The sequence below is a fragment of the Ruegeria spongiae genome (genome assembly GCF_023502395.1).
Classification (GTDB): domain Bacteria; phylum Pseudomonadota; class Alphaproteobacteria; order Rhodobacterales; family Rhodobacteraceae; genus Ruegeria_C; species Ruegeria_C spongiae.
Window position 1 is genome coordinate 109,586 of sequence record NZ_JAMFMB010000005.1, and the last position, 19,655, is coordinate 129,240.

General features: G+C 63.0%; 15 protein-coding genes. 7 read left to right on the top strand and 8 right to left on the bottom strand.

Going from position 1 to position 19,655, the window contains the following annotated elements; genetic code table 11:
- Positions 1 to 147: 147 nt before the first annotated feature.
- The gene (gene lpdA, locus M3P21_RS05975) at positions 148 to 1,542 is read right to left on the bottom strand and encodes a dihydrolipoyl dehydrogenase (protein WP_249707684.1); all 1,395 of its coding nucleotides are present in this window, start codon (positions 1,540 to 1,542) and stop codon (positions 148 to 150) included.
- Positions 1,543 to 1,746: 204 nt separating this feature from the next.
- On the opposite strand from lpdA, the gene M3P21_RS05980 reads away from it, so the two are divergent.
- The gene (locus M3P21_RS05980; protein WP_249707685.1) at positions 1,747 to 2,175 is read left to right on the top strand and encodes a hypothetical protein; all 429 of its coding nucleotides are present in this window, start codon (positions 1,747 to 1,749) and stop codon (positions 2,173 to 2,175) included.
- Here M3P21_RS05980 and M3P21_RS05985 read toward each other — a convergent pair.
- From M3P21_RS05985 to M3P21_RS22635, 4 genes are all read right to left on the bottom strand, one after another.
- Positions 2,172 to 2,753, bottom strand: a complete 582-nt coding sequence (locus tag M3P21_RS05985) for a DUF924 family protein (RefSeq protein WP_249707757.1) — start codon at positions 2,751 to 2,753, stop codon at positions 2,172 to 2,174. The two genes, M3P21_RS05980 and M3P21_RS05985, sit on opposite strands and share 4 nt — an antisense overlap.
- A 309-nt stretch (positions 2,754 to 3,062) precedes the next feature.
- Positions 3,063 to 4,334, bottom strand: a complete 1,272-nt coding sequence (locus tag M3P21_RS05990; RefSeq protein WP_249707686.1) for an MFS transporter — start codon at positions 4,332 to 4,334, stop codon at positions 3,063 to 3,065.
- A 104-nt stretch (positions 4,335 to 4,438) separates the two neighbouring features.
- Entirely contained in the window at positions 4,439 to 5,485 is a 1,047-nt protein-coding gene (gene queA / locus M3P21_RS05995) for a tRNA preQ1(34) S-adenosylmethionine ribosyltransferase-isomerase QueA (protein WP_249707688.1), read from the bottom strand.
- A 36-nt stretch (positions 5,486 to 5,521) separates the two neighbouring features.
- Entirely contained in the window at positions 5,522 to 8,890 is a 3,369-nt protein-coding gene (locus tag M3P21_RS22635; protein ID WP_249707690.1) for a YhdP family protein, read from the bottom strand.
- A 70-nt stretch (positions 8,891 to 8,960) separates the two neighbouring features.
- Between M3P21_RS22635 and M3P21_RS06005 the strand changes: the two genes are divergently transcribed.
- Positions 8,961 to 9,422, top strand: a complete 462-nt coding sequence (locus M3P21_RS06005) for a peroxiredoxin (RefSeq protein ID WP_249707691.1) — start codon at positions 8,961 to 8,963, stop codon at positions 9,420 to 9,422.
- A 131-nt stretch (positions 9,423 to 9,553) separates the two neighbouring features.
- Here M3P21_RS06005 and M3P21_RS06010 read toward each other — a convergent pair whose 3' ends face one another.
- On the bottom strand, positions 9,554 to 12,706 hold the full coding sequence (locus M3P21_RS06010) for an RCC1 domain-containing protein (protein ID WP_249707692.1): 3,153 nt from the start codon (positions 12,704 to 12,706) through the stop codon (positions 9,554 to 9,556).
- 232 nt (positions 12,707 to 12,938) lie between these two features.
- Between M3P21_RS06010 and M3P21_RS06015 the strand changes: the two genes are divergently transcribed.
- From M3P21_RS06015 to M3P21_RS06025, 3 genes are all read left to right on the top strand, one after another.
- The gene (locus tag M3P21_RS06015) at positions 12,939 to 13,745 is read left to right on the top strand and encodes a ferritin-like domain-containing protein (protein ID WP_249707759.1); all 807 of its coding nucleotides are present in this window, start codon (positions 12,939 to 12,941) and stop codon (positions 13,743 to 13,745) included.
- 181 nt (positions 13,746 to 13,926) lie between these two features.
- Positions 13,927 to 15,252, top strand: a complete 1,326-nt coding sequence (locus tag M3P21_RS06020; protein WP_249707693.1) for a DUF5930 domain-containing protein — start codon at positions 13,927 to 13,929, stop codon at positions 15,250 to 15,252.
- Positions 15,242 to 15,745: a bactofilin family protein gene (locus tag M3P21_RS06025; RefSeq protein WP_249707694.1), complete on the top strand. Its 504-nt coding sequence runs from the start codon at positions 15,242 to 15,244 to the stop codon at positions 15,743 to 15,745. The genes M3P21_RS06020 and M3P21_RS06025 overlap by 11 nt, the downstream gene beginning before the upstream one ends.
- A gap of 74 nt (positions 15,746 to 15,819) precedes the next feature.
- Here the strand turns inward: M3P21_RS06025 and M3P21_RS06030 are convergent, their stop codons facing one another.
- Positions 15,820 to 16,713, bottom strand: coding sequence for a Rossmann-fold NAD(P)-binding domain-containing protein (locus M3P21_RS06030; protein ID WP_249707695.1), 894 nt, complete (start codon positions 16,711 to 16,713; stop codon positions 15,820 to 15,822).
- 93 nt (positions 16,714 to 16,806) lie between these two features.
- Between M3P21_RS06030 and M3P21_RS06035 the strand changes: the two genes are divergently transcribed.
- Positions 16,807 to 17,718 carry a LysR family transcriptional regulator gene (locus tag M3P21_RS06035; RefSeq protein WP_249707696.1) on the top strand — a complete coding sequence of 304 codons (912 nt, stop codon included), beginning with the start codon at positions 16,807 to 16,809 and terminating at the stop codon, positions 17,716 to 17,718.
- Positions 17,719 to 17,828: 110 nt separating this feature from the next.
- Positions 17,829 to 19,019 carry a lectin-like protein gene (locus M3P21_RS06040; protein WP_249707697.1) on the top strand — a complete coding sequence of 397 codons (1,191 nt, stop codon included), beginning with the start codon at positions 17,829 to 17,831 and terminating at the stop codon, positions 19,017 to 19,019.
- Positions 19,020 to 19,076: 57 nt separating this feature from the next.
- Here the strand turns inward: M3P21_RS06040 and M3P21_RS06045 are convergent, their stop codons facing one another.
- Complete coding sequence (locus M3P21_RS06045; RefSeq protein ID WP_249707699.1) at positions 19,077 to 19,508, bottom strand: hypothetical protein; 432 nt, start codon at positions 19,506 to 19,508, stop codon at positions 19,077 to 19,079.
- Positions 19,509 to 19,655 lie beyond the last annotated feature (147 nt).

The following is a 19,655-nucleotide window of genomic DNA, read 5'->3' on the forward strand; positions in this document are numbered from 1 at the left end:
CGAGGTCAATAGCACCCTCGGGTAGGGGCGAGCGGTTCACGGGGATTGCCGAACACAGAAGTTGACGAGATGGCAGCGACAGTCCAGCCGTGGGAACAAAGCCGGGCGACCCCCTGCCCGGCTGTTTTTTTTCATCAAGACCACGGCTTACATGTGAATGACTTTGCCATAGGCGTCCAGCACGCTTTCATGCATCATCTCGCTGAGCGTCGGATGCGGGAAGACGGTCTGCATCAGGTCCTCTTCGGTGGTTTCCAACTGGCGGCCCACCACATAGCCCTGGATCAGCTCGGTCACTTCGGCACCGATCATATGCGCGCCCAGAAGCTCTCCGGTCTTGGCGTCGAACACAGTCTTGATCAGCCCCTGGGGCTCGCCCAACGCGATCGCCTTGCCATTGCCGATGAAGGGGAAGCGGCCCACCTTGATGTCGTATCCCAGTTCCTTGGCCTTGGCCTCGGAATAGCCGACGCTGGCCACCTGCGGCTGGCAATAGGTGCAGCCCGCGATGCTTTCTGGCTTCACGGCGTGCGCGTGTTTGCCTGCAATCAGTTCGGCAACCATCACGCCCTCATGAGAGGCCTTATGCGCCAGCCAGGGCGCACCCGCGATATCACCGATGGCATAGAGCCCATCCACACCGGTGCGGCAGAATTCATCGGTGATGACATGGGTGCGGTCGATCTTGACGCCCAACGCCTCAAGGCCAAGCCCCTCGACATTGCCGACAATGCCCACGGCAGAGATCACGGTGTCGAACTCGTGTTTCGCCACCTTGCCGCCGGCCTCGATATGCGCGGTGACCTTGCCTTTGGCGCGGTCCAGCTGCTTGACCATGGATTTCTCCATGATCTTCATGCCCTGCTTCTCAAAGGCCTTTTTGGCGAAAGCGCTGATCTCGGCATCTTCGACCGGCAACACCCGGTCCATCACTTCGACCACTGTCGTATTCGCACCGAGCGTGTTGTAGAAACTGGCAAATTCGATGCCGATCGCGCCCGAGCCGATGACCAGCAGCTTCTTGGGCATATGCGGCGGCAGCAGCGCGTGCTTGTAGGTCCAGACCAGATCGCCATCAGCCTCAAGCCCCGGCAATTCACGCGCCCGCGCGCCGGTGGCGACGATGATGTTCCTGGCGGTGAGTTCTTCGGTTCCCTTGTCGGTCTTGACGCTGACGCGGCCTTTGGCGGGGATCGTCCCTTCGCCCATGACAACCGTCACCTTGTTCTTTTTCAGCAGGTGCCCGATGCCCCCGCTAAGCTGGTTGGCCACGCCGCGGGATCGCTGCACGACCGCGTCCAGATCATAGCCGACCTTGCCTGCGGACAGGCCGAACTCCTTGGCGCGCTCCATCAGGTGGAACACTTCGGAACTGCGCAGCAGCGCCTTGGTCGGGATGCAGCCCCAGTTCAGGCAGATGCCGCCCAGATGCTCGCGCTCGACCACGCAGGTCTTGAGCCCCAGTTGCGCGGCCCGAATGGCGGCCACATAGCCGCCCGGGCCCGAGCCGATTACGATCAGATCATAGGATTGTGCAGCCATGTTTCCCTCTCGGCGCCGGTCCGTGAAATTTAGTTTAGCATTAAACTAGTTTTCGCGGCGCATCAACAACCCTTGGGGAAAGAAAATGCGTCGCGGGGTTAAGTTGCGGATATCCGCTGGACATCACCCTATACGCATCCTCTGATGCTGGCTAGAACGCGGCCACACCCATTGCACCGCGACCTTGCCGGAGGCCCCTGAAAGATGGCGAAAACACTGAAAGATCTTGTGCTGGCGCTGCTCAACGCAACGCTGATCCTGCTGGCGCTGTGCCTGTTTCTGGCATGGAAGACCGTCGACGGTGCAAACCAGATCGCCGACACGGTTGAGAAGACCGTGCAGGCGATGACCCCCGTGCGCACCGGGATGCAGGAGGTCGTGGCGCAGCTTGAAGGATTGCGGGGCGATCTGGATGCGCTCGACAAAGAGACGTCGCTGAACGATCTGCCACAATTGGCCGAGATCCAGTCCCAGCTGGATGCGCTGAGCGTGCAACTCAGCGAAGCGCAAATGCGAATCGATGATCTGTCCGACAGGCCCGGCCAGTTGCTGGACGAGGCCATTACAGCGACAGCAGATGCCGTCGCCACGCGGCTGGCCGCCTTGCGCGGTTGCGTCCCGGCGCCGTCTTAGACGGCGGCGGACTGCAATTCGCGAACGGTTGCGCCATACCCGCCACTGGACACAAACGCCATTTCCTGCGGCGTCGTCTCGCGGCTCAGCGCTTCGTTGCGGTAAGGAAACCGGCCAAACTGTCGGATGATCTGGCGATGCGCCTGCGCGTGCAACATGTTCGCCGCACCCGTTTCGGGCATCCGCTGACACAGAAGACGCACGCAGCGCTCCTGATCACAGAGGCTTTCCGAATGCATCATCGGCAGGTAGAAAAACTGCCGTGCGGGTTCGTCGATCCGCATATCCCAACCCTTGTCCACCGCGCATTTCGCTGCTGCCAGGGCGGCACGGTCCGAGGCAAATGCCCGTCCCTCGCCCCGGAACATGTTCCGCGGGAACTGATCCATCAGGATAATGTATGCAAGCGCGCCGCTGGGATATGTCAGCCAAAGGGCAAAGCGCCCTTCACATGCTGCCTCCCAGGCGGACAAGAACTTTTCGCGAATCTGCTGATCCAGCGCCTCGTCTTGTCGGTACCACCCGTCTTCACCGATTTCGTCTAACCAAAAACTCAGTACTTCTTCAGGACCTACCATGTCCTCACTCCACCTTTCGTTAGCCCCCCAAAGGCATATGCAGAGTAACACTTTTTTTGCAGCCCCGATACAGTCACGAATTGCAACAAGGCCTGACTGTTGCGATTGTTTCCGGGGAAATGCACAAATTTTCACCCTGAATGTGAAGTTATTAACATTTTTATGAACGGTTTGCGGTAACAGACCGTCCGGCGCGCGCGATTGTTTCCAAATTGCACTGTGACATTCCGGCATAACCGCCCGAAAAAGTGAAACAATGCGTGATCCGGATCGCGCATTGTCGCCGCTGGTGCCGGACATTCGGGGCAATCAGGCCGGTTGATCGGCCTCCTGTTCCTCCAATTCGGCCTCGATTGCCACCTCTTGGGCGACCTCCATCGCCACCTGAGTCGCTATCGGACCCATCGGCGACATGGTCCCGGTTTCCTCGACCGGCACAGCGGCACGCTGGGTCATCCGGAAGGCAGCATAAAGCGCCAGTGCGATCAGCAGCACCGCGATGAACAGGAAGAAACCCGGCGGGCCGAAGACCTGATCGCTCATCAGCCAACCGGTGATCAGCGGACCGGCAATCGCGCCGAGGCCGTTGATGAACACCAGCCCGCCCGAGGCCGCCGCCATGTCGTCATGGTCCAGAAAGTCGTTGGTATGCGCCAGCAGCAGCGAATAGAGCGGGTTCGACATGCCACCGATCACGAAAGCCGCCAGCAGCAGAATGGCGAAATGGCTACCCAACAGCATGGCAAGCACGGCACCACCCGCGCCGCCCCCGGCAACAAGAAAGATCAGCCGCCGCCGGTCCATCCGGTCCGACAGCCAGCCCAGCGGGTATTGCACCAACAGGGCCGCAATATAGAAGGTCGCCACAAAGATCGAAATCTGCGTCAATGACAGCCCGGCGACAGAGCCATAGACGGCGGACATGCCGAACTGCGCCGAAAACGCGCCGCCCAGCAGGAACATGCCCACGCATCCCAGCGGCGAGATCTGGCGGATCTGGCGCAGGCTCATCGGTTTGGCAGTGTCAAAGGCCGGTGTCGGCGAGATCGACAGCAGGATCGGCGCGAACGAGATCGAGACGAGGATCGAGGCGATGACGAAGGATTGGTAGCCTTCCGGTCCGCCCACCAGCATCAGCGCCTGTGCGGTGACGATGCCCGTCATCTGCACGATCATGTAAAGCGACAGCGCCTTGCCCCGGTTTTCATTGTCAGCGGCGTTGTTCAGCCAGCTTTCGGCCGTCACATACACGCCCGAGAAACAGAACCCGATCACCACGCGGCCCAGCACCCAGGCCACCGGGTTGGTCATCAGCGGATACATGATCATCACCGCCGAGATGAACGAGGCCAGTGCCGCAAAGACCCGCACATGCCCGACCCGGCGGATCATCTCGGGCGCCAGGCGCGACCCGCCAAGGAAGCCCAGGAAGTAGGCGGACATCACAAAGGACATCTCGAGCGTCGAGAACCCCTCCAGCTCGCCCCGCACCCCCAGCAGCGTGCCCTGAAGCCCGTTGCCCACCATCAGCAGGCCCATGCCCAGCAAAAGCGCCCAAGCGCTGGAAAGAACCTGAAGCATCCGCAGCCTCCAATTATACGGCCAGTCTCGCGATCACGCTGCCATCTCTGCGCGGCGCGGACGCGTTTGTCTACGACAATTCACCTGTCGGTTCCGGCCCTTGCTCAGGGGATCAGCAGCGAGGAATCCCCGTAAGAGAAGAACCGGTAGCGCTGGGTTATCGCATGATCATAGATCGCGCGGGCGCGATCCTGCCCGACCAGGGCCGAAACCAGCATCAGCAGGGTCGATTTGGGCAGGTGGAAATTGGTCATCAGCGCATCAGTGACCCGGAAGTCAAAGCCGGGATAGATGAAGATGTCGGTCTCCCCCTCCCAGGGTGCGATGTCTCCGCCGCGCGCCGCACTTTCGATCAGGCGCAGCGCGGTGGTGCCGACCGGGATAACCCGACCGCCATTGCGTTTGGTCTCAGCAATCTCTGCGGCGGCCTGCGGGCTGACCCGGCCCCATTCGGCATGCATCTTGTGGGTGGTCACATCCTCGACCTTGACCGGCAGGAAGGTGCCCGCACCCACATGCAGGGTCACATGGCTAAACTCGATGCCGCGCCCAGCAAGGGCCGCCAACAGCGCATCGTCAAAATGCAGCGAGGCGGTAGGGGCGGCAACCGCGCCGGAATGGCGGGCCCAGACAGTCTGATAATCGGTCTTGTCGCGCGCATCCGCCGGGCGTTTGCTGGCGATGTAGGGCGGCAGCGGCATCGCGCCCGCCTCAGCCAGTGCCGCATCGAAATCCTCGCCCGTCAGGTTGAAGCGCAGCACCGCCTGACCGTCCTCGACCACAGCAAGCGTGGCGCTCAGCGCGTCCGAGAATCTGATCTCTTCGCCCTGCTTGACCTTCTTCAGTGGCTTCACCAATGCCGACCAGCCGCCATCGGCGCGCGGCTCCAACAGGGTCGCCTCGATCCGGGCCGAGACCGGGCCTTGTGCGCTGTCGCGATGGCGCAGCCCGCTAAGACGCGCCGGGATCACCCGCGTGTCGTTCAACACCAGCCGGTCGCCGGGGCGCAGCCAGCCGGGCAGGTCATGGGCATGGGCGTCGCTGATCCGGTCCCCCTCGGCTACCAACATCCGCGCGGACGAGCGCGGGCTGGCGGGTCGGGTCGCGATCAGCTCTTCGGGCAGGTGGAAATCAAAATCGCTGAGTTTCATGAGCCGCCCTATACGGCGATGCCGCGCGATTGAAAACTAGCGATCTTCGCCATGGCGCCGGGTGAGCGAGTCGCGCGTCGTTTCCTTTGGGCGGGTGCGCTTTTCACCCGGCACGCTGGGGCGTGGCTCGCCACGGAAGATGTCGCGCAAAATGCCGGGTGTCAGCGCCGAAAGCGGGTTCACCCCCACCCGCGGGTCGGTCATCGGACCGGAGAGCGTGTAGTTGAACCCGATCAGGCCCTCGCCGCTGCGGCTGATCACCCGACCGATAGCGTTGAGCAGATAGACCGGAGAAATCACGCCGCGCAGGTTCAACCAGCGCCGTTCGGTATCGACACGGCCATCGACCGATATGCCCATCGACGGGCCGACCGCGCTGCCTTCCAGCACGATCACTTCGGTAGGTGTCAGCCGGAACCTTCCATCCATCGAGGAAAACTGGATGCCCTGCCCCGACATCTCGTTAATCAGCCCGACGACGCTGATCGCGTTCAGCAATGCCGCCATGGCGGGTGCATCCTTGATCCTTGTGTTGCGCACGCGCAGTTGCCCGTCGTAATGCCCCGCACTTTCGACCGGTTCCAGCGTCAGCTGGAACGAGCCGCCACGCGCCTGGGTGAGCAATTCAGCGGAGCGGAACACGCCGCCCGCATCGTTGGACTGCAGGAAAAACCCGCTGCGCCCGCTCCGGCGCAGCACCTGCCCGCTGATCGGCGTGCCGCCATTGATGGCAGCGGTGAAATTGCCGCTTGGGCCGCCCCCGGTGACGAACTCGCCCCGGAACCCGGTCAGCGCGATGCTGTCGGTGATCTGCAGTCGATCCAGATTGGCCAGGATGCGCGGCCCGCTGCCGCTACTGCCGCCACCACCGCCACCGCCCGCGCCCCCGAAGCTGGCATTGCGCATGTCGACCCGCCCGCCCAGCAGGCGGATATCAGGAGCACCACGCCCGCGCCCGATCAACTCGACCGGTGCCGCGATCCAGTTGCGCAACTCGAAACTGCTGAAACGCGCACGCTCGAACTGTTTGTCAGCACCGAAACTGATCTGCCCGGTGGCGCGCAGCCCGGCGGCCTGAAGCGCGATCCGGTCGATATCCGCGCCCGGTTTGGGCACGGTGTTGAGGTCAAGCCTGCCCGCCGTACCGGCGGGCTTGCGCCAGCCAAGCTCCGGGATCGCCAGCACCACGCCGACCAGATCGGATGTGACCGCCAGTTCTGGCGGTGTGCCGCCACCGACCTCGAAGGTGATATCCGCCCGGCCCTTGCCGGAGACCATGCCTTGCGGCAGGCCCGCGTTCAATTCGTCCAGCAATGCCCGCGACAGCTCGATCCAGCCGGTCAGACGGCTGCGCGTTTCGGGGCCCTTGCCGATCGGCTGGCGCCAGTCGATCTGCATCGGGACCGCGCCGAACAGGGCCGGGCCGGACAGGCTGACACCACTCTGGTCGCCGGACAACTCAAGAGAGGCGGCGCTGACCGACTGCCCCGGCACCAGAACATCGCTGGCGGCATCGGTGACCTCTCCGGCAAAGTGGAACTCCATATCCGGCAGTTTCACCTTGGGTTTCAGCGGCAGGGCCAGCGTGCCGGTCATCTCGAAATTGCCCTGCACCGCATCAACGGGCAGCTTGGCCTTGTCCATCAGGCTCAGCGGCGGTCGGTTCAGCAGTGACAGCGCGCCGGTCACCGGACCGCGTGCCGACAGCCGTGCGATACCGGGTGCCGCTTTCTTGATCCCGATATCGGGAATGATGAACGAGGACCCGGTGGCGTCGATCACCGCGCCCGCATCGCTGACGACCTGCCCGGCGCTGGCAGTCACGGTAAAGCGCCGCCCGAACAGGTCGGCCCGGCCACGCGCCTGCGTCAGCGGCGGCAAGTGGCGGGCGAATTTCACTTCGGCCTTGTCGAAATCGAAACCCGCATAGATGTCGGGCGGCTGATCGGGATGCAGCCGCAGCGCCAGCTCGGCGTCGGTGACCTGACCCGCGTGCAGGTTCTCGGTGACCCATTTGCGCGGCTTCACCGCCAGCCCCTCGGGCCAGTAATGCAGCAATTGTTGTGGCGTGATCCGGTCCAGCGTGCCATCCACCGACAGGTCCCAGCCCTCGGGTGCGGCGGCCAGATCACCGTGCAGGTGCAGGTTGCGGTCCTCGTGGCGGATGTTCATCTGCCCCAGACGCAAGCGGAACGGGCTGAGATCAAGCCGGAAATCCAGATCAGCCGCATCCAGCTGCAGCGCCTCGGCGTAAACGTCTTTGGGGTTGACCTGAAGGCCGCTCAGCCGGAACTGCGCCTCGATATTGTCCAATTGCCCACGGTCGGCGCCGTTCAGATAGGCGGTGCCCGCCCCCGAGGCCATCCCCCAGGCGCTGTCGACCGCCATTTCGTCAAAGCGCAGCACCTGCGCGCCGGGATCATAGGTGAAATAGGTGCGCGCATGGCGGAACGGGATCGGGCGGGTCTCGTTGGTGGGCTGCACCACGCCCTGCCCGATCTGCAGCGTCGCCGAGACCGGCTGCAACACGCCGGCAGCATTGATGCCGCCGCGCAGGGAACCGGAGATGGGCGCACGCAGCACCTCGAGCCAGGCCAGCGCCACGCTTTGCACCGCGATATCCTCGGAGGCCAGATCGCTGATCGAGATGCCGAAAGACGCCTCGCGCGAGCCGATGCTGCTGGTGTAGTTGGCCTCGATGCTGCTGGCATAGTCGCGCCCGCCCAGCAGCGAGAAACTGGTTGCCATGCGCAGCACGTCATCGGTGCGGTAAACCTGGATGCGCCCGCCATCCAGCGTCCAGGCGCGGCCATGGCGGACGTCCTCATAGCCCAGTGTCAGCCCGTTCATGTCGACCGAGACCAGCGAGGACAGTTGCGGCAGTTCGAACAGTTCGTCGAACTGCTCGATCAACCCGGACAGAGTCGGCGCGCGTTCCAGCGGTGCCGCGCCATCGCCGAAGGTCAGCGCGAAATTACCCTCGACATCGCGCCGCAGCAGAACGAACAACCCGTCCAGCGCGATCCGCTTGGGCTGCACCCTGCCGCGCAGCAGCGGCCGCATCGCAAGGCTGGCCTGGGTATCGGCCAGCCGCGCGATGGTCGTTCCGTCAGCGGCAGTCAGCGTCACATCGCGCAGGCGCAGACGCGGACGCCAGCCCTTATCCATCACGAAACTGACCTGGCCAAATTCCACCTGCGCGCCGTCCATCGCGCGTTCCAGCCGCAACTCGACCCGCTGCCGGAGCCAGTCCGGCGCGTCCAGATCGCGGCCCATCGTGACGATCGCGGTAAACCCGGCCAGCAAGACCAGAAACAGGAACCCCCGCATCGACCAGATCGAGACATGCGCCACGCGCGAGCGGCGACGCTTTTCGCCCGGAGAGGTGTTCTTTTTGTCCGTCACGCCTTTCCGCTTCACTTTGGCGACCTAATATGCCGATTGTCTGTCACAATTTTCCTGCCGGAGTACATCTATGCCCGATCTTTCCGATACCGCCCCGGACTTTACCCTGCCCCGCGACGGGGGTGGCGAGGTCACGCTGTCCGACCTGCGCGGCACCAAGGTTGTCCTGTTCTTCTATCCCCGCGATGATACGCCGGGCTGCACCAAGGAATCCATCGGCTTTTCCGAGCAGTTGCAGGCTTTTTCCGATGCCGGCGCGCAGGTTCTGGGAGTTTCCAGGGATACCGTCGCCAAACACGACAAATTTGTCGCCAAACACGGGTTGACCACTACGATGCTGTCGGATGCGGACTCGGATATCTGCGAGCGCTATGGCGTCTGGGTGGAAAAGAACATGTATGGGCGCAAATCCATGGGGATCGAACGCGCGACTTTTCTGATCGACGCTGACGGCCACATCGGGCGCATCTGGCGCAAGGTGAAGGTCCCCGGCCATGTGGAAGAGGTGCTGGAGGCGGTCAAAACCCTCTGAGATCTCTCCCTGTCATGATACGGGCAGGCCAGCGCAGCGGGTCCCGGGCGTCAGAGAACGCACGGCGCAAACCGTTGGTCTTTTAATATTGCAGCCCCGGACGCCTGTAGAACGCGCCCGGGGCTTTTGCGTCAGACGAAGGCAAAATCATCGCTGTCCAGCTCTGCCACCCAGACATTGCGCAGCAGCAGGCTGTCATCGTCGTTGAATTCCAGCCGGGTGTGGCGTCCGACCTGCGAGGCCGAGGCCAGCACGTCACCAAAGCTGTCGACACCTTCGATATCCAATACGATCGAATCGCCCGGCAGACTCCACCACAGGAACTCGAACCCGGTGTCGAAGTCGCGGATCACGTCATGGCCGCCGTCAAAGACAAAGCTGTCCCGTCCCCAACCGCCCTTGAGCACGTCATCACCCGCGCCACCTGCCAGCACATCCCGACCGATGCCGCCCTTGAGCACGTCGTTGCCTTCGCCGCCTTTCAGGGTGTCCGATCCGAACCCGCCAATCAGCCGGTCATCGTCCGCGCCGCCATTCAGCTCATCATTGCCGAAACCGCCCTTGAGCCTGTCATTCCCCGCGCCGCCCGAGACGATGTCATCGCCAAAACGCCCGTTGATACGGTCATCGCCCGCACCGGCGCGCAGCAGATCGTCTCCGAATGTGCCCCGTTCCGCCTGCGCCAGTGACGGCGTCACATCAGTCGTGACGTTGAAGCTGGAGGTATCCCCCTCACCGATGCCCGCATAAGGATTGCCATCGAGATCGACAAAGGCCCCATCGGTGATTTCCACCACATAGCGCGCATCCGCCGCCAGATGTTCGGGCGGCGTGAGCGTCACGGTGTTGCCGTCAACCTGTACGAGCCGCGCATCGCTCACGTCGATCTCGGTTCTTGTGCCATCCCCGCGATTGACCAGTGTGAGCGTGCCCTCGCCCGCCGCGACGTCTTCGGTGAATGTCAGCGTCAGCGCGCTGTCATTGCCCACATCGCGGGCATTGTCACCGGGCGTGGCCGAGACCAGAAACGGATCAGCCTCGCCCCCCAGTTCGATCTTCGTCGGCGCATAGACCGACCCATCAGAGACAAAGCCCAGACGGCCATCGGAATTGGAGCCCCAGGTAAAGATTTCGCCTGCGTCACTCACCGCAATGATCGAGTTCGGGCCGCTTTGCAGTTCAACGATCCTCACATCGTCCAGTTCAACGATCAGGGTCGGATAGAAGCTCGCGTCACTCTCAAGCCCCGGATCGCCGTCCAGCCCGCCGGTCGGGCCTTCGTCATTGGGCCCCCAGCCATAGACATCGCCATCCTCGGTCAGCGCCATCGCCCAGCGGGCGCCGCCCTTGACCTCGACCACATTGCCCGGCAGCCCGGTCAGCTCGACGGGCGCCAGCACGTCCGAGGTGTCGGGTGCAAAGGTGCCGTCGCCATTGTCCTCGCCCTGCAGCAGTTGCCCGTTGCGGCTTTCGCCCCAGCCAAAGACCCGGCCATCATCGGTGACCGCGTAAGAGGTTTTGGTATCTGCCGTCACCGAGAGGATGTTCTCGGGCAGCCCCTCGACCAGCACCGGCTCCAGCGCGCGCCGGGCGGGTGTGCCGTCCGCCTCAAGCGCGTCGGGTGATCCAAGCTGGCCGTCGGTGTTGCTGCCAAAGGCCCAGACCTGACCATCCGCCGTCAGCGCCAGCGTATGGGAATTGCCCGAGGACACGGTGACCACGGTTTCATTGGCCAGCGCCTCGATCAGCTGCGGGGTCAGGCGTTCCTGCTGATCGCCCAGACCCAGCTGCCCGTTGCTGTTGTTGCCCCAGCCATAAAGCTGCCCGGTGTCGGAGATCGCGTAAGACACGCCATTGCCATTCTCGATGCTGGCGATCTCGACGTCATCCAGCGCGTCGATCTTGACCGCTGTTGTACGGGTCTCTTCATCGCCGGTCCCCAGCGGGCCGCGATTGTTGAAGCCGAAGGCGTAGACATCGCCATCCTCGGTCAGGACGGTGGTGTGCAGCAGCCCCGCCGAGACCGAGACAATCCTGGCCTCGAACCCTTCGGGCATCTCGACCGCCAGCGGCGTCTTGATGTCGAACCCGGTGCTGCCGTTGCCCAGTTGACCGACAACGTTCTCGCCGCTTGCATAAAGCGTGTTGCTGTCCTGATCGAGGAAGACCGAGAAATGGTTGCCCGCGCCCACGGTCCCGGCGGTGACCTGCGCCTTGCCCTCATAGGTTTCCAATGCACGCGGACGGGTCAGCTGGTCGTCATAGGTGCTGGACCCAAACAGCGTGGTCTCGCCCCCATCAAAGTAATCGCCATCGCCATTCACATCGCTCAGTCGGATCACATTGCCCTCGCGGGCGAAATTGTTGCCAACCAGCGTCAGGTTGCCATCCTCATCCGCGGTGATGGAAAACCCGATCTCGGCCGCGATCCCGTCAGGCATCTGGTTGGCGTTCCAGACCTCGCGCGCTTCATGCACCGAGTCGATCTGCCCCGATCCGTCCAGATCGCTCAGTCGGTAGACCTTCAGCGCCTCGCCCGTCTCGGGGAACCAGGTGAGCGTATAAAGCGACCCGTCCACCGCCACAGCACTGGCGATATCCACCGGTGCGCCGAAATTCATGTCGTCCGAGATGAAGGGCGTGACCTCATCCGCCTGAATGCTGCCGTCACCGTTCTTGTCCTCGATCCGGTGGATCACATCCGTGGCCGCACCGGTCAGATCGTTCAGATAGGCCACATCCCCATCAAAGCTGAGGTCAAAAGGCACCGTCGTGTCGATGACGGTTTGCAGATCCAGCCAGAGCGTCGCCTCGCCCGCGTCATTGGCATCGCCATCGCCATTCAGATCAACCGTTCGGTAAATCGCGTCCTGCGGGGTCGAAGAAACGCCCGCATTGGCGATATAGATCGCGCCGTCGCCGCCTTGGTGGATGCCGTTTGGCGTGACGGTCGAAAACCCTGCCGCGTTGTCCGCCGAAAACCAGAGCTGCGCCTCGCCCGCGTCCTGCGCGTCGCCATCGCCGTTCCGATCAGTCAGGCGATAGACGCTGTCGGTGGTGCCATCGCCGAAATAAACCGATTTGTCCCTGGCCTGATGGATGGTGAACACATTGCCGGTCGGTGCCACCAGCCCCGAGGCGTTGTCGCCATCAAAGAACACGGTCGCCTCATCCGCGCCCGAGGCGGTGCCGTCGCCATCTATGTCCTGAAGAAGAAGGATCTGATCCTTGCGTTGATCGCCCACCAAAACACCGTTGGGGGTGCGGGAAACAAGCCGTGCCATCTGCAGGCCTCCTATTCTGAAGTGAAAGGGGTCGCCTGGCAGGACTGCTGAGTTTCGCGGCACTCCTAGACCGCAAAAGACGGCTTGTCCAGAAGATGTTAACGGTTTCGGCGATCCGCTGGCATCAGCCGCGTGTTTTTGATACCCCGCCCCTCGTATCGTTTCAGACCACACCGGAGCACCCATCACCTTGACCCGCCCCGAGACCCCTCTCCCGAAGACGCTGAGCGCCATGGCGGTCGATGTGCTGACCACCGCAGATGGCCGCGAAAAGGCTGCCAAATCGCGGGCCCACGCAGCGCGTTGGGCTGCCGCGCGTTCAACCGGCGAGGTGATCGAGATCGGGCGCGCCACCCCGCCGGACCATCCTGCCCGCCCCGAACGGCCCGAACTGCTCAGCCCGCGCGACGTGCCCAAACGCAAGCCGGGCTCGCCCAAAGGGCGGGTCGCGCTGCTGCATGCGGTGGCGCATATCGAGCTGAACGCGGTGGACCTGCATTGGGACATCATCGCCCGCTTTGCCGACACCCCGATGCCGATGGGGTTCTATGATGATTGGGTCAAAGCCGCCGACGAAGAGTCAAAGCACTTTAACCTCATCAGTGACTGCCTTGAAAACATGGGGAGTTTTTATGGCGATATGCCTGCCCATCACGGCATGTGGCGGGCCGCTTCCGATACGGCAGAGGACCTGCTGGGGCGGCTGGCCATCGTACCCATGGTGCTTGAGGCGCGCGGGCTGGACGTTACGCCGGGCATGATCGCCATTTTCGAGAAGGCCGGTGAAGCGGCGGCGGTGGACAGCCTCAAGACCATCTACGCCGAAGAGGTCAGTCATGTGGCCTATGGCTCGAAATGGTTCAATTTCTGCTGCGGGCGCAACAATTGCGACCCCAAAGAGGTGTTTCACGCATTGGTCCGGCAGTATTTCAAAGGCGGGTTGAAACCACCCTTCAACGAAGAAAAGCGCGCCGAGGCCGGTTTGCCACCTGACTTTTACTGGCCGCTCGCCGAAGAGTTTCCGGCCTATCTGCGCTGATACTGGCAGATAACCCTCAACAATCGGCAATTTTCCGCGCACCACAGGCGAGAAGCCCCACTTTGAGACCAACCGCAAGGCGTTGCGCTTGCTCAATTGTTAACATGTGGCTATTCAGTCGCACCAAGGCTCGCAGGACCAAACCGATGGGCCGCCTTTGGGGGCAGACAGGGACTTACGCGTGCGTACAAAGCTGGCGATCAAAATTCATGCGTTTCTGGAACGACGCTTCCCGGAACGCCGTGTCTTCCTTAAATCCGACAGCGACACCCGCTTTATCCGCCTCCGACCCGAAACCCAGCTTGTGGCTTTTGCCGGTGCCTCGGCGCTGGTGGCCTGGACCATTGTCGCCACCGCGATCCTGTTGATGGACAGCATCGGCTCGGGCAATTTCCGCGAACAGGCGCGCCGCGATCAGGCCACCTATCAGGACCGGCTCAACGCGCTGTCGGAGGAACGCAATGCCCGCGCCGAAGAAGCCTTGGCCGCGCAGGAGCGGTTCAATGCGGCGCTGGCGCAGGTCTCGGCGATGCAATCGGAATTGCTGACCTCGGAAATCCGCCGCAACGAGCTGGAAACCGGGATCGAGGTGATCCAGACCACCCTGCGCACCGCGATGAAAGAACGCGAAGCGGCGCGCGCCACCTTGGCGCAGATGCAGCTTGAGGCCGAAAGTGACGACGCGCAGAAACTGGCCTCTGCCGCCCCCGCGCAGATGGACCTGATCGCTGACGCGCTCAGCCGGACCGCTGCCGAGCGCGACCAGATCATCGCTGATGCACAATCGGCGCTTGAGGCCCGCGACACGCTGGAACTGGAAATCTCGCTGATGCGCGAGCAGAACGAGCAGATTTTCCGCCAGTTGGAAGAGGCGATGGTGATCTCGGTCGAACCGCTGGACAAGATGTTCCGCAGCGCCGGCATGCCCACCGACCGGATCATCGAGCAGGTGCGGCGTGGCTATAGCGGTGTCGGCGGTCCGCTGACCCCTTTGTCCTTCAGCACACGCGGTGAAGAGATCTCGCCCGACGAGATTCGCGCCAATCGCCTGCTGCAGCAGATGGATCAGCTGAACCTCTATCGCATCGCCGCCCAGAAAGCGCCCTTTGCCAGCCCGGTCCGCGCTGCGGTGCGCTATACCAGCGGCTTCGGGACCCGACGCGACCCCAAGACAGGCGGTCGCCGGATGCATAACGGTTCTGATTTCGCGGGCGCCCATGGCACTGATATCTATGCCACAGCCGACGGTGTGGTCAGCCATGCAGGCTGGCAATCGGGCTTTGGCCGGCTGGTCAAGATCAAGCATGAATTCGGCATTGAGACACTTTACGCTCATAACTCCAAGATCCGCGTAAAGGTCGGCCAAAGGGTCTCGCGCGGCGATCACATAGCTGATATGGGTAGCACCGGACGGTCGACCGGCACGCATCTGCACTATGAAGTGCGTGTCAATGGCAGGCCCACGAACCCAATGACTTACATCAAGGCTGCAAGAGATGTTTTCTAAGAGCAAAATCAACGAGCCCGGCTCCGAAGCGGACAAGCCCGCGTCCGCTGCACCCACGGCGGCCCCGGCAGCGCCTGCACAGAGCGACTACAAACCCACCGCCCCCAAGCCGAAGGCCCCCGCATCGGTGCTGTCCTCGGACCTGCATGTGACCGGCAACCTCAAGACCACCGGCGACATCCAGGTCGAAGGCACGGTCGAAGGTGATATCCGCGCCCATCTGCTGACGATCGGAGAATCGGCCACAATCAAGGGCGAAGTCACCGCCGATGACGTGGTGATCAATGGCCGCATCGTGGGTCGTGTCCGTGGCCTCAAGGTGCGCCTGACCTCGACCGCACGGGTCGAAGGTGACATCATCCACAAGACCATCGCGATCGAAAGCGGTGCGCATTTCGAAGGCTCGGTGCAGCGTCAGGACGACCCGCTGAACCCCGGTCGCTCGACCAAGCCCGGCGCCAACCCGGCTGCCGCCAAGGCCGAGACCGCCTGAAAGCACCGGGACACATCCCAGTTCAAATCACGCCGCAGATAAGCTCTGCGGCGTTTTTTTGTGGCCGGGACCTGTCAGGACGCCAGCGCCAACCCGCCCTGCCCCTCTGGCGCGGGGACCAGCGCCGTGCTCAGGGCGGCATCCAGCGGCGTGTTCTCGAAATCCGGCAGCAGCGTGGCAAACCGGGTGCCCTCCAGCGCGTGGGGTTTCGACCAGAGGTAGCGCATTTCGACCAGATGGCGGCCCATCTTCCAGACCGGGGACAGCAACCGGACCGGCAACCAGTTGAACCGGTGCAGCTTCAGCCGCGCGCCATGGGCCTTTTGCACGGCTTCAAACAGCGACCGGCCCGTCAGCGTGTAGCCCGGAAACGGCACATCCTCGAACCGGTCCAGATGCGCGCGCATCCCGGCCAGCGCCACCGCCGCGCGGGCCAGATCGGGCAGAAAGGCCCAGGCATGCGGCTGATCCGGATCGCCAGGATAGGTGAACCTGTCCCGTCCGAGCCCCGCCAGCATGACCTTGTCAAACCAGTTGCCCGAAGGCACCGTGTCGATGAAATCCCCGGCCCGCAGGATCAGCGTTTGGACGCCCGATCTGCGATAGGCCGCTTCCATGTCAATCCGAACGCGGCCCAGCGGATTGGTGGCCCGATGCGGCGTCTTTTCGTCAAGCCGCGCGGGCGCATCTTCGCCGAACACATAGACATTGCCGGGTAGGATCACCATCGCGCCGCTGACGCGGGCAGCGGCGATCACCTGACGCGTCAGGCCCGGCACAGTGCCGGCCCATTGATCATAAGGTGGGTTCCAGGCGTTGACGATCACATCCACACCCGTTGCCGCCACACTCAGATCGTCCGTCTTGCGGTCGAACAGCCGCACCTGCCAGCCCGCCTGCCGGAACGTTTGCGCAGCATTGCGGCCAAAGCGGCCATTTGCGCCGAGGATCAGAACCATATCACCCATCTCGCCACTCCTTCGCTAGGGTCAGGCATAAAATGAGATATTCAGCCACGTTTTGTAATTGCGGAAATTTGTCCAATTGGTATACATTTTTGTATGTTACTACCCCTCTCCCGCCTTGACTGGGCACATGTCCAAACGCTGCTTGCGGTGGCCGATACCGGATCGCTCTCTGCCGCCGCGCGTCGTCTGGGGCTGACCCAGCCCACCATCGGGCGGCATATCTCAACCCTCGAAGACACGCTTGGCGTTGATCTCTTCACGCGCACCGTCTCTGGTATGCAACCAACCGAGGCGGCGCATGACCTGCTGGCCCCGGCGCGCAGGATGCACGAGGCGGCCCGCCAGCTTGAGTTGAGCGCGGCAGGCGCGGCCCATGCCGAAACCGGCACCGTGCGCATCACCGCGTCAGTCTTCATGGCCCATCACGTGCTGCCCACGATCCTTGCGCGGCTGCGGCGCGAGGCCCCCGAGATATCGCTGGAACTTGTGGCCTCGGACACGAGCGAGAACCTGCTGTTCCGAGAGGCCGATATCGCCGTGCGCATGATCCGCCCGGAACAGCTTGACGTGGTGACCCGCTATATTGGCGAGGTCGAGATGGGTCTGTTCGGGCACAGGGATTATCTGGACCGGGCGGGACGCCCCGTGGAAGATGCCGATATCATGGCCCATGATTTTGTCGGCTATGATCGCAACGATCAGATCATTCAGGGCTTCCGCGATGCGGGCTTCGCCGTGGACCGGGAGTTTTTTGCCACCAGATGCGATCATCAGACGGCCTATTGGGAACTGGTCCGTGCCGGATGCGGGCTGGGTTTTGGTCAGGCAGTAGCCGGGCGCGCCGATCCGGAACTGGAGGAGATTCCGCTGTCCTTTCCGCTGCCCAGCTTGCCGATCTGGCTGACCGCGCCCGAAGCCATCCGCAACAACAAGCTGATCCGCCGGGTCTGGAACGCGCTTGAGAGTGAACTGACCGCATTTGTCGACCGGCGTCCTGCGCAATGACGGGTCCGGCGACGGGAATTGGTGCAAATACTCACCACTGGTATAGGGTCTGTTCATGCGGCCGGGGTTCAAACTGGTCGTGACGACAGGCGGGAACAGGGATGGACCAATTGCAGCAGGAGACAGGCCTCCAGCGAAAACTCGCGGCCCTTTTTGCCGCCGACGTGGCGGGCTACAGTCGCCTGATGGCGGCGGATGAGGAATTCACCACCACCACCCTCGCGCAATATCGCGAGATCATGGACGGGCTGATCGCCCATTACGGCGGTCGGATCGCGAACACCGCAGGCGACAGCGTGCTGGCCGAATTCGCCAGTTCCGTCGAGGCCGTGCGCTGCGCGCTCGAAACCCAGGAGGCGCTGCGGCACCGCAACGACACGTTGCCCGAGGACAAGCGCATCACCTTCCGGATCGGCATCAGCGTCGGCGATGTGATCGAGCGCGACGGCGATCTGCTGGGCGACGGCGTGAACATCGCCGCAAGGCTGGAATCGCTGGCCGCCCCCGGCGGCATCTGCGTGTCCAGCGCCGTGCGCGACCAGATCGAGGGCAAGCTGACTCTGCAGGTCCGGTCACTGGGCAACCAGCGGCTCAAGAACATTCCCCGCCTGGTCCGGGCCTATCAGATCGGTGCGGAAAACGGTGCGCAGCTTTCGGCACTGACGGTTCTCAAAAGCCGGTTACGTGGGCGCGGAACGGGCATGGCACTGGCGGCGCTGCTCTGCGTGGGGGCGGCGGCAGGCGTTGCGGTCTATCACCACGTTTGGGAGGGCGGGCCCACGGACGGGGTGTCTGCCGCGCGGGACGCGCTGGACCGGCAGGCGCTTGAGGCCGCCGCGCAAAAGGCCATTGCCGAGCGCGATATCATCAGAACCGAAGCGTTTGGCGGGCATGATTATTCGGTCGTGCACACCGATGGCGGCAGTTGGGCCGAAGCAGATGCCGAGGCGCGGGCCATGGGCGGCGCGCTGGTCTCGATCACCTCGCAGGAGGAGAACGATTTCATCGTCGGTCTGATCCGCGAGGAAGAGGCGCTGTGGGAAGAATGGAAACCCGGCCACTATACCGGCCCGTGGATCGGGCTGCTCCGACAGCCCGGGGCGCAGGCCCCCGCAGAGGGCTGGATCTGGGTCGATGGCGCTCCGCTGCGCTATACCAACTGGTACGAACATCAACCCGACAATCAGGGCGGAAACGAGGGCGTCGCGCGGTTCCACCACTGGGGCGACGACAGGCCACCGCAATGGGGCGATGCGTCGGGGCTGGAACAGGCCAGAGGGTATATCGTCGAGTTCGAGTAATCCCGGACCACCGCACGGCAAGCGCGGATTTCACCAACCCAGGCTCATATGCCGCCATCAACCCGCAACCAGCATCCGTATTGGCAGCGCGCCCACCCGTCTCCCGATCACTGACGGGCGGCGTCCCGCCTGCTCAAACCACCAGATACACTCGAACACCTCACCGATGCAGAGCGCCATGCGGCGATGAAATCTGGCGCGATTGCCAACTTGGCGCGCATTGCACAGCCGGTACCGTTCTGCCGCCCGCGCGCCGATACGCGCGTCCTTCAGCATGGTCACCACCACGCGGTAGCCAAAGCGTTCGCCGTGCACGCAGGCCTGCACACTCACATCTGACACGCCATCGGATGCGCTGCACTCTTTGACGATATAGGACTGAACATGCGGTGGCACCGGAACACTGGCCTTCGGCCAGGCAAGCTCGCAGGCGGAGGACATGCCGGGCAAGGCAAGGAACAAAAGCAATCCCCCAACATAAAAATTCATGATCTTCCCCAAGGGAACTAAAATACGACCAGATTAACATGATTGCCGACCGGCCTAGATTAATTCTGAGCGGAGCGCTCGGGCCGGACAACAGTGGGTAAAAAACCGCCAACCCCCTGCATTTCTTGGATTCACAAGGCGAATCAC

Bases quoted from the DNA above. Each gene is read 5' to 3' on its own strand.
- lpdA (WP_249707684.1), bottom strand. From the start codon at position 1,542: ATGGCTGCACAATCCTATGATCTGATCGTAATCGGCTCGGGCCCGGGC.
- M3P21_RS05980 (WP_249707685.1), top strand. From the start codon at position 1,747: ATGGCGAAAACACTGAAAGATCTTGTGCTGGCGCTGCTCAACGCAACG.
- M3P21_RS05985 (WP_249707757.1), bottom strand. From the start codon at position 2,753: ATGGTAGGTCCTGAAGAAGTACTGAGTTTTTGGTTAGACGAAATCGGT.
- M3P21_RS05990 (WP_249707686.1), bottom strand. From the start codon at position 4,334: ATGCTTCAGGTTCTTTCCAGCGCTTGGGCGCTTTTGCTGGGCATGGGC.
- queA (WP_249707688.1), bottom strand. From the start codon at position 5,485: ATGAAACTCAGCGATTTTGATTTCCACCTGCCCGAAGAGCTGATCGCG.
- M3P21_RS06005 (WP_249707691.1), top strand. From the start codon at position 8,961: ATGCCCGATCTTTCCGATACCGCCCCGGACTTTACCCTGCCCCGCGAC.
- M3P21_RS06010 (WP_249707692.1), bottom strand. From the start codon at position 12,706: ATGGCACGGCTTGTTTCCCGCACCCCCAACGGTGTTTTGGTGGGCGAT.
- M3P21_RS06015 (WP_249707759.1), top strand. From the start codon at position 12,939: ATGGCGGTCGATGTGCTGACCACCGCAGATGGCCGCGAAAAGGCTGCC.
- M3P21_RS06025 (WP_249707694.1), top strand. From the start codon at position 15,242: ATGTTTTCTAAGAGCAAAATCAACGAGCCCGGCTCCGAAGCGGACAAG.
- M3P21_RS06030 (WP_249707695.1), bottom strand. From the start codon at position 16,713: ATGGGTGATATGGTTCTGATCCTCGGCGCAAATGGCCGCTTTGGCCGC.
- M3P21_RS06035 (WP_249707696.1), top strand. From the start codon at position 16,807: ATGTTACTACCCCTCTCCCGCCTTGACTGGGCACATGTCCAAACGCTG.
- M3P21_RS06045 (WP_249707699.1), bottom strand. From the start codon at position 19,508: ATGAATTTTTATGTTGGGGGATTGCTTTTGTTCCTTGCCTTGCCCGGC.